Annotated in this window: 11 protein-coding genes and 1 tRNA gene; 5 read left to right on the top strand and 7 right to left on the bottom strand. The window is 40.6% G+C overall.

Annotation, left to right across the window (positions count from 1 at the left end; translation table 11 throughout):
- The first annotated feature begins 52 nt into the window (after positions 1-52).
- Complete coding sequence (locus tag OQX62_RS02585; RefSeq protein WP_265829847.1) at positions 53-1882, top strand: serine hydrolase domain-containing protein; 1830 nt, start codon at positions 53-55, stop codon at positions 1880-1882.
- Between the two features lie 302 nt (positions 1883-2184).
- A tRNA-Thr gene (locus OQX62_RS02580) sits at positions 2185-2257 on the top strand.
- Between the two features lie 62 nt (positions 2258-2319).
- Here the strand turns inward: OQX62_RS02580 and OQX62_RS02575 are convergent.
- Positions 2320-3282 (bottom strand): isopenicillin N synthase family dioxygenase, encoded by a 963-nt coding sequence (locus OQX62_RS02575; RefSeq protein ID WP_265829846.1) that lies wholly within the window; start codon positions 3280-3282, stop codon positions 2320-2322.
- Positions 3283-3513: 231 nt separating this feature from the next.
- On the opposite strand from OQX62_RS02575, the gene msrA reads away from it, so the two are divergent.
- Complete coding sequence (msrA, locus tag OQX62_RS02570; RefSeq protein WP_265829845.1) at positions 3514-4113, top strand: peptide-methionine (S)-S-oxide reductase MsrA; 600 nt, start codon at positions 3514-3516, stop codon at positions 4111-4113.
- Positions 4114-4525: 412 nt separating this feature from the next.
- On the opposite strand, the gene OQX62_RS02565 is transcribed toward msrA, so the two are convergent.
- Positions 4526-5821, bottom strand: coding sequence for an SGNH/GDSL hydrolase family protein (locus OQX62_RS02565; protein WP_265829844.1), 1296 nt, complete (start codon positions 5819-5821; stop codon positions 4526-4528).
- A gap of 40 nt (positions 5822-5861) precedes the next feature.
- Positions 5862-7076: an OmpP1/FadL family transporter gene (locus tag OQX62_RS02560; RefSeq protein ID WP_265829842.1), complete on the bottom strand. Its 1215-nt coding sequence runs from the start codon at positions 7074-7076 to the stop codon at positions 5862-5864.
- A 323-nt stretch (positions 7077-7399) separates the two neighbouring features.
- Between OQX62_RS02560 and OQX62_RS02555 the strand changes: the two genes are divergently transcribed.
- A complete protein-coding gene (locus OQX62_RS02555; RefSeq protein ID WP_265829840.1) occupies positions 7400-8032 on the top strand; it encodes an NAD(P)H-dependent oxidoreductase in 633 nt (210 codons plus the stop codon).
- A gap of 177 nt (positions 8033-8209) precedes the next feature.
- A complete protein-coding gene (locus tag OQX62_RS02550) occupies positions 8210-10939 on the top strand; it encodes a carboxypeptidase regulatory-like domain-containing protein (RefSeq protein WP_265829838.1) in 2730 nt (909 codons plus the stop codon).
- Positions 10940-10990: 51 nt separating this feature from the next.
- Here the strand turns inward: OQX62_RS02550 and OQX62_RS02545 are convergent, their stop codons facing one another.
- The 4 genes from OQX62_RS02545 to rlmF form a co-directional block, all read right to left on the bottom strand.
- Positions 10991-12574 carry a PspC domain-containing protein gene (locus OQX62_RS02545; RefSeq protein ID WP_265829836.1) on the bottom strand — a complete coding sequence of 528 codons (1584 nt, stop codon included), beginning with the start codon at positions 12572-12574 and terminating at the stop codon, positions 10991-10993.
- Between the two features lie 77 nt (positions 12575-12651).
- A complete protein-coding gene (locus OQX62_RS02540; protein WP_265830153.1) occupies positions 12652-12987 on the bottom strand; it encodes a PadR family transcriptional regulator in 336 nt (111 codons plus the stop codon).
- A 684-nt stretch (positions 12988-13671) separates the two neighbouring features.
- On the bottom strand, positions 13672-14814 hold the full coding sequence (locus OQX62_RS02535) for a putative sensor domain DACNV-containing protein (protein ID WP_265829834.1): 1143 nt from the start codon (positions 14812-14814) through the stop codon (positions 13672-13674).
- Between the two features lie 29 nt (positions 14815-14843).
- Positions 14844-15794, bottom strand: coding sequence for a 23S rRNA (adenine(1618)-N(6))-methyltransferase RlmF (gene rlmF / locus OQX62_RS02530; RefSeq protein ID WP_265829832.1), 951 nt, complete (start codon positions 15792-15794; stop codon positions 14844-14846).
- Positions 15795-15817: the final 23 nt, after the last annotated feature.

Here is a 15817-nt window from a genome sequence, read left to right as displayed (position 1 = left end):
CCGCTATAACCTTTTTATATCTTTAACGTTTTGATTGTACCAACACAATTTTATGACAAAGAGTAAGCTTGTTCAAACCATTGCCATCTGTTTTACCGCAATTTTCACCTTAAGTGCCTGCGCACAAGAACACAAAAAAAATGAAGATCTCTTAAAGATTAATGCCATCGCTCTGCAGCACACGGTGTTATTAAACAACCAGTCGTCTGCCATACCGCTGGACTCACTGGATCAAAAAAAAATTGCCTCAGTCAGTCTCGGCTTCATTTACCAGAGCACATTTGACAGCCTGCTGAATAAATACGCAAAAATTACCTCATTTAACTCTTCAGCATATACTGCCTCACCGGAACTTTACAAACTGGAAGATGACCTTAAATATTATAATACGGTGATTATTTCCATCAGTGATCTCGATGCAAAAAACGCCAGGTACATTAATTTTATCAATTCTGTCTCCAAAAATAAAGAGGTCATTATTGCCGCCTTCGGCGAAGGCACCGTCCTTACTGCGTTAGACGCGATTAATTCCCCCCTGATCTGGTCACAGCAAAAGACTATCAATGCCGCTGCCATAGTTCCGCAGCTTATTTTTGGCGGAATAGCCGCCAGCTATAAATTAAACGGCAACTTTTCAGGAAAATACACCCTTGGGTCGGGTTATCATACGTCTGCAACCCGCTTGAAATATACTATTCCTGAAGATGCAGGTGTAAATGCGGATGATCTGCTGGAAATTGACCGTATTACTGCTGAGGCTATCAATGCAAAAGCAGCGCCGGGCATGGTGGTACTGGTAGCAAAAGATGGTAAAGTTATTTTTAACAAAGCATACGGAAACCACACTTATGGCGGCGCGCCTGACAAAATTACTGACATATTCGATATTGCATCCGTCACTAAAATCACGGCGACAACCCCCATGGTCATGCGCCTGGTGGAAGAAAACAAACTTAAACTAGACACCAATATTGGTGCCTACATTGCTATGGCCAGAACTACTGCAATGAACAATATACAGGTAAAGGAAGTGATGCTGCATCAGGCTGGTTTTATTCCATATATAGGTTTTCATGATGGCGTTAAAGCGACAGACCACAGTCCTGATTCCTCTGCAGCATATCCCACAAAAGTGGCCGACGGCTACTTTATCAGGAAAGATTACTTTAAGGACGTGATGTGGCCGCAGATGTTAAATGCGCCAATCAGAACAAGGGGCAAATATGTTTACAGCGATATCAGTATGTATGTCATGAAAGATATCGTGGAGCATATCAGCGGAGAACCGCTAAATGACTATGTAGCAGAAAATTTCTATGCACCCCTGGGCATGCAGACTGCCGGTTTTCTGCCAAGAAACAGGTTCAGCAGAGAGCAGATTATCCCGACAGAGAACGACACTTATTTCAGAAAAACATTACTGGTAGGCTATGTGCATGATCAGGGAGCGGCACTCGTAGGCGGAGTTTCCGGACATGCCGGATTATTTGCCAGTACAAATGACCTGGCTATTATGTACCAGATGTTACTGAACAAAGGAACTTATGGCGGAAAACAGTATCTCAAGCCACAAACCGTAGAAACATTCACCGCACGCCAGTCTACCGTCAGCAGAAGAGGATTTGGTTTCGACCGCTGGGATCCGGATCTGACAAAAAGATATCCGTCATCAACAGCTTCGCCACAAACATTCGGTCATACAGGCTATACGGGAACGGCAGTATGGGTAGATCCTTCAAGAGGTCTCGTATATGTTTTTTTATCTAACCGAGTTAATCCAACGGTAACAGACAAGCTTGTTAAAATGGGGATCCGCTCAAGAATTCAGGATGTAATCAATAAGGCGATCGACAAAGGAAAGACAAACTCAGCCTTCAACTAGTCGCATGAGATAGGTAATCGCCAATCAGGTGGTCGCCAGATAAGCGGTCGCGAACAAAACGGGCTATGCTGTTTTTCGACCTTCTATGTTTTGCACAGCAAAAGATAGGCAGGCGAAAAACAGCATAGCCCATTTTGTTATTGGATTTCAGTAAAAAGCTATGCCTTCAAGATACCATGTAATTTTAACCCCTCTAAAACAGCATGATATAAATCAAAACACATCTTTTCAATAAAGATATTTTGTAATAAAAATAAATTCCCTTATAATTGCAGCCTGTTAGATAATAACGGGGTCTAAAAGCCTTCTTAGCTCAGCTGGTAGAGCAACTGACTTGTAATCAGTAGGTCATTGGTTCGATCCCGATAGAAGGCTCCGGTATAATAAAAAAAGGGTTCATGAAAATGAACCCTTTTTTTATTTCACTTAATTTATTATTACTTCTTCAGACCTATCTCTCTTAATCTCTCGTCGAGATATTCTCCAGCCGTCATATCACTATACAACTTAGGATGTTCTTCATCAATACAAGAATCAAGACTCGTTAAATCCATATCCGAACGAGGGTGCAGGAAAAACGGAACCGAAAAGCGCGAGGTTTTCATTAATTCTTTCGGTGGATTAACCACTCTATGCGTCGTAGACCGCAATTTATTATTCGTTAAGCGTTGCAACATATCCCCTACATTTACTACAATATCCGAATGATGTGCTTTGATGGGCAACCATTCATTACCACGTGTCAACACTTCAAGCCCGTCAGCACTTGCACCGATCAACAAGGTAATAAGATTGATATCCTCATGCGCACCAGCACGTACCGCATCATCAGACAATTCTTCAGGATGTTCAATAGGAAAATAATGGATTCCCCTTAAAATAGAATTACCATTATGTACATGCGCATCAAAGTAATCTATCGGCAATTCAAGATAGGTAGCGATTGCTCTAAGTAAATGTTTACCATTACTTTCCAGCTTTTGATAAATTTCATTTGTTACTTCATTGAATTCCGGAATTTCCTCCAGGTATTCATTCTCAGGATATTGGAATTTGATTGGATCGCCATCAGTAACCGTCTGACCAATTTGCCAGAACTCTTTCAGGTCGGCCGTTTTAGCACCTTTTGCAGTTTCCTTACCAGCACTTGTATAACCACGCTGACCGGCAAGTTCGGGCTTTTCATATTTTGCCTTCTGTTCAGCTGTCATGGAAAATACGCCCTGGATGTTTTTATACAATTGATCAATCAATTCCTGACTCACGCCATGATTCGTAATGGTTACAAAACCCGAATCATTGAACGCCCGGCCTAATTCATCAGAAAACTTTTTACGTTGCTGTTCTGTTCCATCTATATAAGAACCGAGGTCTAACGTAGGAATATAAGGTGTAGACATAATATTTACATTAATTGGTAATAGTTATCCTAAATTATAAAACAATTGTTAATAAACCTCCAAAACCGAGAATAATTACAACTAAAAATCTTTATTTCAACAGTTTAAGTTATCAACACATCTCATGATTTCCACAACTAATATCAACCCATTGTAATATTAAGCTGATTCACTGTGAATAGAAAACTATAATCCTGCAGCTTGCGTAATTTTACCTAAACACAAATACATATGAAACATTTATTAATCATAGTTTTAGTTCTCTTTTCACTGGGTACAGTTAATGCCCAACAGAAAAAAGCAGAGAAAGCAACGTTTGGAATGGGTTGTTTCTGGTGTTCGGAGGCTATATTCGACCGTCTTGCAGGGGTAACCAGTGTAAAATCAGGGTTTGAAGGAGGTCAGATCTCCAACCCGTCTTATGAGGATGTTTGTACAGGCGCTACAGGACATGCAGAAGTAATTGAAGTAAACTACGATCCTTCAAAAATCACTTATGACGAACTTCTGGAAGTATTCTGGAAAAGTCACGATCCGACAACATTAAACCAGCAAGGTGCAGACAAGGGCACCCAATACCGTTCAGTAGTATTTTACCATACTGCACAGCAGAAATTACTGGCGCAGCAATATAAAGCAGAGCTGAATAAGACAAATGCTTACGGAAAACCAGTTGTTACGGAAATTACTAAAGCTGAACCATTTTACGTAGCAGAAAGCTACCACCAGAATTATTTTGTGAAGAATGCTAACCAGCCTTATTGCAGATTAGTGATCCTGCCAAAAATGGAGAAACTGGAAAAAGTGTTCAAAGCGAAGCTGAAACACTAGCTAAATACTTATTAAAAACGCTGCATCATTCGTATGGTGCAGCGTTTTTTTATGTAGCAGATAATATTTGGTTCGTAGACTGCGGGGGGACGGTTATTCCATTGGACTTCCATTAGTCTTACTTTGCACCAGCTTTAGACGTAGCAGCCATACTCCAGACCCACCCTGGCTATACCCCGGTTATACCCCCATGGGTATAGCCGGGGTATAGCCAGGGTACCATTAGGGTAAGGCTGGGGTATGGCTGCTACGTCCAAAATAAGTCTAAACCACGAGCAATGCAGGAGCAAAGCTATAACCCTCCCCGAGCCTGCTCACTACCGAAGCTGACCACAAAACAATAAAAGCCCTGTATCATCTTTCGACAATACAGGGCTTAGCCATTATTTGTATGAAAATTTCCTAAGATGACCTAAGGGAACTTTACGCCCCTGTATTTGGTCACATCAACAGTGGGAATGCTTGACCCGTATTTTCCATTGATAGAACGGATGAATTCATTCGCAATCAATGAATATCCCATTGGCGTAAGATGGATACCATCCAATGAAAACAGATTACCTGTAACATAGGCCGAACTTACAGTCGCACCATTTACCATTTTACCTGTACCGGTATATTCTTTTAATAAAGCATTTGCATCTACCAGTGCTAAACTATTTGCGGCTGCTACAGATTTAATTGTAGCATTGTAGGCATTGGTATAATCTGCCACAACAGCAGCTTCATCTTTATCCAGCACCCATTTACTTTCAATCGGATTCTGAGGAGCCAAACCGTAAGGAATAGCACCTGTACCTATAACATTTGCAGAACTTAAAGTAAGCAGGAAATAATCCTGCGTAGTAGCAGCTCTTACTGTACCAGTACCTGTAGTGATCCACAATGCCGTTATTGTTGGTGCAGCAGCCTGCACTGTTTTCAATAATGTTGGTAACGTTACTGTCGTAAAAAACGGTGTAGTTAACACATCCGGAATGGTTGATACAACACCTTTCGCTGCGCCCGCCGTAGTACCGCCGCCCATCATCAATTTAGACGCAGCAAGATTATACAAAGCGGTAAAAGTTGCTTTTGGTGTTGGCTGATCGGCAGGAGAAGCACCACCTGTAGTTGCATATCCTAAAATATCATTGTTACCTAACCACATGCTGAAAAAGGTAAAAGGTTTGGCCGTTACAAAATCAAGGTAGGTTGTTGTATTATTTGGTGGCACGCCCGGTAGTAAACGCTCATAAAATGGGTTGAGATTTCCGTACTGTGCAAAAGTGATCAACCCTAACTTAATACCCGGTACGCCATAATTGTTCAATTCTCCTGTATACTTGGTATAAAGCGGACCCGGTCCGCGTACAGCCAGTTTATCTGCTACAGGTACTATTACCGGCAGTCCTGTTGCGGTGAAACTTGCTAACCGCACATGTCCTGATCCATCAGATTGATCCTCTCTAAAGAATGGTGTATAAAACTCACCACCCCCAACAGTTTTCATCTGGGTAGCAATCATCAGCGGGAATGAGTTTTGCTGCCCTTCCAGGTATAGTCCGTTATCCGCGTAACCCGATGTCAGGGAATTACCAACAGCGATATAACGTGAGAAATCTGCCGTTCCTTTACTTGGGGTGATCGACTTTAGTTCAGGTTTGCAGGAAGCCATTGCAATAACAGCAACCGCAAGAATGCTTTTAAATATATAATGTGATTTCATCTCAATAATAATTTCGTGTGTAAAATGGATTATAAGTTAACTACCATTTGTAGGATAGAGAAATACCAGGAATATAGGCCACTGTTTTAAATTCGCCACTCAAACCTGTTTCAATATTTGTTTCATTTCTTGCTTTAACATTTTCATACAAGAAAGAAAAGTCAACATTAAAGTGTTCAGAAGCTTTGTATCCTATACCAGCGCTCAGTAAAACTCTGTTCGCATCAGGCACTTCCGGCGTTACATATCCCTCAGATACCGGCGTAAAGGCATAACCCACCCCTGCTCTTAAAGCTAATCTTTCTGTGGTCTGATTTTGAATCCCTAACCGTAATGCCGCAGCATCATGGTAATTCCTTGGAGACCTGGTATTTTCCACACGCTGATTGTTATTGTAAACAAAGGCCAGCTCTTTGTATTTATTCCAGTGTACCCAGTTTGCATCTAAAGCAATAGTCGTTTTTTCCGAAGGATAAAATCCAAAACCAATGGAAGATGTAGCAGGCAAAGGAAGTTCAGCAGTAAACTTAGTCGGGAAGCCTGCAATTAAAGCCTCAGGAACATCGAATTTTGCATCTCCATCTTTTACCCTTGCGGTTACCTGCGAACGGTGTGTTACTCCTATAGAAACTCCCGAAACTGTTTTCACATAGATACCAGCATTCCATCCGAAATCATGCGTATCACCTTCAAGCTTCGCCGTGCCAGACTGACCGTTGTTTAGCGTCAGTGGTACCGCACGTCTCAGGTCTACCTTACCCATTGAATAAACCAAACCACCACCAATACCAATATTATCTGTAATTTTTAAACTGATTGTAGGCTGAATATAAATTGCCTGCAGGTCTAACGAAGTAACCGTATATTTACCCGTCCAGTCTTCATTCCAATGCATGGCGCCGCCAAAAGGAGTATATATACCCAGACCAAAACGCAGACGTCCTTCAGGATTTCCAAATACAGCATATCCCATCACCGGCGTTGCCAGCTTATCTTTATTATACTCTGTAATGTTTGAGCCATTTTCCCGAAATGCCGTTTTAAGATAAAGTGGACTAATACCTGCCTGGACACCATTTTTTTTGAGGAATGATACTGCTCCCGGATTAAAAAATACCGCTGCTTCGTCTAAAGCAACTCCCGTGCCTGCACCAGCCATGGCCGTTTGTTTCTGCCCCTGAAGGTTTACCTGGAAAGATTGGGAATAACCCAAAACTGGTAAGCCTAATAATAAACCTAGTAGAATCTTTTTCATATTTGGTTAGAATTAAATTGAATATACTGCATGCTGTAGAAAAAATAAAGATCTCTCAAACGCTTAATTTTAATAACAATTAACAGTAAGATAAAGTTTTATTGCTCAATTCCTATGCGTGCATAATAATAAACGATTTTAACTATTTTAAAGCTCTAATCCAAATGTTATTTTTTAATTCTTAATGTATTGCCTTATCATTGAAAAGTCAAAAGCACCTCGACTAGAAGCAAGCTATATGTAACATACATACCTTTGCTAACACTGTTAATTAATAAAAGTTATAACAGTAAATCAGCCCCTTAAAATTTAAAAATAAAATCATGAGCTTGATAGATGTGTTGAAGTGGCGATATGCTACAAAAAAAATGAACGGAGAAAAGGTAACACAAGATAAAGTGAACCAGATCATAGAAGCTGCGCGTCTGGCACCTACTTCTTCTGGCCTTCAGCCTTTCAGAATTATTGTGATTACGAATCCAGAATTAAAGGCTAAAATCCAGCCTATTGCTTTCGGTCAGACTCAGATCACTGATTCCTCTCACCTGCTTATTTTTGCAGCATGGGATAACTATACAGAAGAAAGAATCCGTGGAGTATTTGCACATGCAGCTGAAGAACGCGGTCTTCCGGATGAAGGTCCGTCTGATTATGAAGTTCAGCTGACGGCGAACTATACTGCCAAAACAAGTGAAGTTAACTTCAACCATGCAGCAAGACAGGCTTATATCGGTTTTGGAATGGCCATCGCAGAAGCCGCCTTCCTGAAAGTTGATGCTACACCGATGGAAGGTTTTAATGCAGATGAACTGGATGCTTTGTTAGGTTTGTCACAAAGAGGACTAAGAAGCGTGACCATATTACCATTAGGATACAGAGATGCAAACAATGATTGGTTAGTTAATCTTAAAAAAGTGCGTACTGCTACTGATGAATTCGCGATTGAATTTCACTAAGTTCAGAAGATAAAAGGAAAAGGGTGGTTTGAAAAGACCACCTTTTTTGTATCATCTGTTTTAATAACATAATAATTGAACAGAAATGTCAAAATATGTTAAAGCTTCAATAAGATAGAGAAGCTGAGTTCATAAATGAATATATTAGCAACATTAATTGCGTTTTATTAGACATTCATGAACTATTTAAAATTATCATTTGCACTGTTTATACTCTTTTTCTCTATAAATATAAGTGCATCTGCCCAGCAAGACAGCTCAATCCTGAGTAATATTCTTGGAAAATCAAAAATCATCGCAGATCAATATCCGGCAGAAAAGGTATATGTGCATTTTGACAAACCTTATTATAGTGTGGCTGATACGATGTTTTTTAAAGCCTACCTGACTTTTGAGCAGAATGTGCCTTCACCATTGAGTAAAGTGGTTTATGTAGACGTAATGAATGACCAGGATTCATTGGTCAAATCATTGAAGCTACCAGTAACCAATAGCGTAGCTTACGGCAGCCTGGATCTCGACATGGTTAACTTTAAACAGGGGAATTATTATGTAAGAGCTTACACGGTATGGATGTTCAATTCCAACCCTGATTACTTCTTTACCAAAACAATTCCGATAGGTGAAGCGATTGATAAAAAACTGATCACTCATCTCAGCTATAATAATATACAGACCGATAAAAGTCAGACCATAGAGGCACAGATCCAGTTTAAGAACATGGATAAGATTGCGATGGCCAATAAACAGGTCAGTTGGAGCGTAACCTCTAACTATGATGTGGTGAGCAAAGGTAAAGGTACTACTGACGCAAACGGAATACTTAAAATCAGCATCACACCACGCAAGAATGAATTTATAACCAAAGGGAATCTGATCACAGAACTGAACACCGGTAACCAGGAACTACTTGCGTCATCTTTTGTCCTCAAAGTAAAAGCAGGCAGCAATGACATCCAGTTTTTCCCCGAAGGTGGAGAGCTCGTAAAAGGGATTCCGATACAAATGGCTTTTAAAGCCATCAAACCCGATGGACTGGGTATAGAGTCAAGCGGTACAATTACAGATAGTGACGGCAACCAGGTAACTACTTTTAAGTCTGCCCACCTTGGGATGGGGTCGTTTTACCTGAATGCTGAAGGTACCAAAACTTATAAAGCTAACGTCACCTTTAAGGACGGTACTAAAAAGACCATCGAGCTGCCTAAAGCAACCGATGCAGGTTTGGCGATACAGGCATCAACAGCTACAGCTGGTATGGTCAATTTTAAAATTGTAGCTAATGATACCTATTTCCAGCAAAATCAGGGAAAGGGACTTTATATCGTGGCACAAAACGGAGGAAGGGTTTATTATGCTGCGCAATCCAAACTGGCAACACAAGTAACGGCAGCAAAAATTTCTACGGATAAACTTCCTGCGGGTATTATCCAGCTGACGCTATTTTCTGCCACGGGTGAACCAATCAGCGAGCGTATTGTATTTGTAATGCACAATTCGGCTATGAAACTGGCGCTGAAATCAGATTTACCTGTTTATAAACCAAGGCAGAAAGTACGGATGACTTTTTCTGCTAAAGATTCTACACAACGTCTTGTTGGTAATTTCTCTTTAAGTGTAACGGATCAACAGAAAGTTCCTGTAGATGAAACGACAGAAATAACTATACAGAGTGCCTTATTACTAACTTCCGACCTTCAGGGTTATGTAGAACGTCCCAATTATTACTTTGTAAAAACTGACGATAAAAAACTGGCTGAGCTGGACATTTTGATGCTTACGCAAGGATACCGCCGCTTCTCCTATAAAGAGATTCTCAATAATAAAATGCCGGCGATTAGTTATGTTCCTGAGCAGGGGATTACGGTAACAGGAACACTAAGAGACAGAACAGGAATGCCTGTCAGAAAAGGTGCCTTAAGATTAACCAGTCCGGGCAGAACATTATCTGCTGAAACATTAACCACAAATTCAGGCCTTTTCGCCTTTCCTAACCTGGTATTCGAAGATGGTGCGGAATTACTCATCAATGCTAAATATAATGCAGCCGGCAGTAATATGATGATCATGCTGGACAGTTCTCCTTTTCCTGAAATCGGCAATAACCCGAATATTGCGAGCGAGGTGGTAAATATCGACAGCACTTTATCTGCTTATCTGGATAACAGTAAAAAACAATACAGTAATCTGCGTACGCTGAAAGAGGTAAAAATTACCGGTGCACCAGTTAAAAAACCAAGTCATGCAGACCATAGTGCGCTCTCGGGTTTAAGTATGATCCCGGAGCATCAGCTTAACGGCGACCGTTTCAGTTCATGTAACGATCTGCTGATGTGCCTTAAAACAATGGCCACAGGTATGACCTATGATGAAACCAATGCGGCATTTTACATTACAAGAGATTATATGCAGGGCGATAAATCCACACCTGCCCAGATATTTATTAATGGAAATGCTGTAGACCCGATATCAGTGAATAGTGTGAATCCAAAAGATGTTGAATCTGTAGAGATATTTCTTCAGGATCAGCTTGGCCTGGTGTTCAGAACTTATAACTGTAAAGGGGTGATTGTGATCAATACCAAAAAGGTAGAGAAATCGAACATCAGCCTGGCCGAATTAAAGAAAATGATGCCGCAAAGCAACATGCTTAAATTTACGCCGAAAGGGTATACTAAAGTCAAAGAATTTTATGCGCCTAAATACCTGACGCAAACCAGTTCATATACCGGTAACGATTTAAGAACAACCGTTTACTGGAATCCTAAAATCGTAACCAGCCCTACAGCTGATACTACACTGGAATTCTTCAATGCAGATGGGAAAGGAACTTACAGGGCGGTAATTGAGGGCGTTGACATTAACGGTAACGTTGGCCGTTATATCTATCGATATACTGTTAAATAAACAATATACTATTAAATAAAAAAACCGGCAATTTGATTGCCGGTTTTTTTATTACAGTTTATTCTGGCATTGCAGACCATCACTGGTCATTATACCTTTATACATTTCATTGTACTCCCCATCTTCATCACAATCCCAAAGTGAGTTATCTCTCATTAAACGGTCAAGCTCCTTATCAATATTGATTTTCATTCCCACGGGTATTTTCAGCAGCAATTCTATCCGTTGATTTCTCCAGTTCGCATTTTTCTTCAGATAGATCTCAGGACTGAACTTTAGGACTGAATCCTGTTGAGTGAAGTCGTAGTGCATATTTTTTGCATTGTTGAGCGCAATTTCAAAGGTTTTACCTTCTGAACGGTAACTTTCTGTTAGTGAAACTGCATTGTTCTCACTCCTCTCGATTTTGATATAGACGTTTCTTGGCAGTTTAAATGGTCTGTCATGGTCATTGATGATGACCCTGCCATTGTAATCCTTAGAATTGAGCTGATATTTCAGACTGTCTTCTTTCGTGAAAAATTTCGACTTATCCATTGTCAGCGTATATACAGGATAAGGTTTTAAAGGTACAGCCTGTGTAAATTCTGCTTCCTCCTTAAATTCAGCACTGATCTTGGCTGCGTAAAATATTCCTACAGAAACACCACCAATCCAAACGATCAGCATACCAAAAGCAATCATCTTATTTAATGGACGCGTGTTAAAGGCGACCTGTACAGAAAAGAGCACCAGTGCAAGTATCGGAATAACAATAACAATAAATACGGCGAAGGCTACGGTGGTAAAGTAGGAGGCATCGATGATATTAAATGGGAATAGCTGATTTGCATTTGCATCCCAGATGCCCAATATAGCGGCAATGGTAATAAAAGCCGACAGTAACAAGAGAGAGCCTACAATAACGATCACAATTGCTATGAATTTAAATATTACTTTTCCTGTACCTTGTAAAAAAGTGCCAAGCACTTCAAAAAATTCAGCTATAAAACTACCAGAACGGGTCACTAATGGCTCCAGGTGATCGCCGGCATTTTTAAGATTGCCTTTTAACACCAATAGCTCCTCTTCAAAATTCCTTTTAAAGCCCTGCAGGTTAATTGCCTCTCCTTTCATCGCCATCTTTTCAGCTCTGGTACTAGCTTTAGGGATAGATACCCAGAGAATTAAATAAGCAATCAGGCCAGATCCTCCCAGAAAAACACTTAATACGGCCAGTACTCTCAATATGCTCACATCTATTTTCAGATAGTGACTTAATCCGGAACAAACTCCCGCTACCATTGCCTCATCCCTATCCCGGTAGATTCTGCGTTCTGCAAATTGCTGGTGCTGCGCATGGCCACTTCCAGTCTCAGGTTCTTCATCCTGTTCTTCGAAGTCTTTCACCGAACCCATTAATCCGGTAACCACCTGAACATCCTCTAATTCGATTACCTGCTTTTGCTGTGTATTCAATATCTCGGTAAACATCTCAGCAATGCGGTTTTCAATATCAGCTACAATTTCGAAATCATCTGCACTCTTGCCAAAATGCTGTTTAACCTCAACCAGATAATTGGTGAGCAGTTCGCAGGCATCTTCTTCAATATGAATGATAGAGTTGCCTATATTTATGTTTAAAGTTCTTTTCATCAGTAAGTATTTTTTATCGGTTAGGAAGTTGCCACGATCTTTTAATTACGCTTTGTGGCTGTGAGATCATGATGTGTTTATGGATTGGTTTGGTTTTTTGACTGTGCTATCGCAAAAGATAACTCCAGCCAGGTTACATCCAGTTGTCCCAGCATCGCCGTTCCCTCTGGTGTTAAGGTGTAGTATTTACGGGGCGGTCCTGATGTAGATTCTACCCAGTTGTAACTCAACAGACCATTATTTTTTAACCTGGTCAGCAAGGGATAAAGCGTACCCTCAACTACAAGTAATTTTGCTGCTTTTAACTCAGCAATTATATCAGAAGCGTAAATTTCTCCTCTTGATATAATCAGGAGCACACAATATTCCAGTATGCCCTTTCGCATTTGCGTTTGTGTATTTTCTGCTATCATCATTCAAAGATATGTGTTTTATATAGTATTATGCAATACATAGTACTATATAAAACTGTATATACTACACAAACAGCTGATTATCAGTATATATAATTTATATTAAAAAATAAAATAGCAGACTGAAGGATATAAAAAAATGGAAAATCGGGATGTAAGGATCCGAATAACAATAGCGGGTTCATATGCTTATTACCCGTTACTGCGCATGTTATTTGCAAAATATCAGATTGCTAATTGTCCTCAAACTGTTTCCAAAACGTTGACAAAATAGTACAATCCTGAACAGGAATTGGATGTTAAAACATTAACAATGAGCACCAATGGTAATTCAACCATAGATTTGTCGGACTAAAGAAACAATTATTAAAATTTTAAAGCTGCAGCTCTATTTTGGCGCATAGTTTGTATTGAGATAAATATACCTTTAAAAACATTCCCCTATGGTAATTAAACTGAATCCCACTATTTCAACTTTTGCAAGGCAAGAGCGTGTGAAACAAGATCAACCACTTACTAAAAAACAGTGGATTAATATCGATCGTATAGTTATGATAGTACTTTTCATAGGTGTAATAGCAGGAGCCATTATTTTCTCCTAAACCCGAAGCACATAAGAGCTTAAATAATATATTAATTTTTGAAGCGTTTGATAAACAGGCGCTTTTTTTTATGCCTTTAGTTTTATAATAATAATGTATCTATGCGGTGTGCCTGAACCCTGCCTTGGGTCGGCGACCAGGTATAGATGGTAAAATGACCATCCTGAGAAGCCACCAATGCAATTGCGCCATTCTGATCATGTACAAACTGCGCAGCAGAAAGATGTCGCGTTCCACCCACTTTAGCAGGATGCATAACTACGGCACCGCCACCAGCTATTGGTTCCACAAAAGATAATTCTTCGATCAGATCCTTACCTTTCGCGCGGCCTATCTTTGCACCAAAAGCAAGCAGTTCATACTCGTCACTAATAATAGTTGCACCATCAACAGCAGTGAGTCCGGCCAGATGTTCAACTTCACGTTTTAATGCGGTTTGCCAGAATATCTGACTAGCTTCTTTTCTATCCTGCCTCAACAGGTTAGAAAGACCACAGAATGCAGGCTGGATACCGTATTGAATTGGTTTGATAATCGACTGTAACCAGCTGTTGGTACCAGTTGGCACGACCAGCAAAGTACCGCCGCGCTGATGTGAACGCATGGATACAGCGAGCTGAATCAAAACATTCACTGTATCGTTCCAATAAGATGGGGCCGTTAAATCCAGTAGTGACAGTAACATAGGCGGACTATCAGGAAGTCTTGCACTATTTACATCTACAATCTTGATCTGATCACCTTTCAATACAGCAATATTAGTGAACTTACCAAAACCATAAATCCTTCTGTGTTTAATCACCAGTAATGCAGGCTCAGAAACGTCCAGCACAAAACAGAAATTTGGAATACTGGTGGTAGTGCCCCATAAATACAATTCACCTTCTTCTTCCCACACACCAATATGGATCCCGGCCCGCTCAACTCCCGGGGCAATCTTTGTTAACACGGTCGGCGTGAGCGGCAGGCGCTGTTTAAAAATCAACGGGTTACCAGCTTGCTGCGGAGGCAGAAAAGCAAGTGAGATTTTAGGCGAGTGTCCTTCTTCTTTCCTTAAACTCGCCCAGAAAGTAGCATCTATAATTGCTTCCACCACAAAGGCAGAAGGCAATGGTGCCAGATCTTCCTCTCCACTTTCTTTGGCAGCATCAAGATGACTGGCAAAAATTGCTTCAACTTGTGGAGCAATAATTCGCGCTGCCTGATATGTGGGTTTGTAGATCATGGGTTTAAAGTTAATATATTCCTTTAAAATTAAAGATTCTTCCAGCGCTTTTTACCCCATTCTGATTGTTCATCTGCAGACAAGAATGTCCATGCCACAAAACGACTTTGTTTTTGTCCCTGTGCCATTTCTACCGTTCTTATATCTGTAGCACCGGCTCTTTCCAGAGTGTAATATACCTCAGAAAGATGTGCACTCTTAGCAACTAAAGTTGTAAACCAGCAGCATTGAGCACTGATAAGCGCACTTTCTTCTATCATATTACGGATAAATGCGACCTCTCCGCCTTTACACCATAATTCAGCATGTTGTCCCCCGAAATTGAGTACAAACGCCTTGCCTTTTTGTTTGCCAAGGTTCTTAACTTTACGCTGGCTTCCTGCCTGTGCTTCTTCGGCAGAGGAATGAAATGGCGGATTACAAATAGTCAGGTCAAATAACTCCCCTGGCTTAACAATACCCTTGAAGATATGGAAGGTAGAATTTTGCAAACGGAAAGTTAAATGAGGTGCCAGAGCAGGGTTCACTGCTGCAATGTTGGTTGCGCTGCTGACTGCCCGTTTGTCGATATCAGCACCCACGAAGGTCCAGCCATATTCCTGATGCCCAATGATTGGATAGACACAATTTGCACCAACACCGATATCGAGTACTTTTACAGCATTTCCCTTAGGAATCACATCTCCATTTACTGACGCCAGCAAATCTGCCAGATAGTGAATGTAATCTGCCCTGCCAGGAATAGGCGGACAAAGGTAGTTTTCGGGGATATCCCAGTGTTCAATTTTATAAAAATGGATCAGCAGTGCCTTGTTCAGTGTTTTGACAGCCTCAGGATTGGAAAAATCTATTGATTCATCACCATAAGGATTAACAGACACAAAAGATTTGAGCTGCGGGCAATCTTGAATTAATTGCGGAAAATCATACCTTGAACGGTGTAGATTTCTTGGATGGAGGATTTGTTTTTCAACAGACATAAATTAACGCTTGCCCAAAGGTA

It is taken from the genome of Pedobacter sp. MR2016-24 (assembly GCF_026239655.1).
GTDB lineage: Bacteria > Bacteroidota > Bacteroidia > Sphingobacteriales > Sphingobacteriaceae > Pedobacter.
Note: the sequence above shows the minus strand (reverse complement) of the source record. Positions and strands in the feature narration are given on the sequence as shown.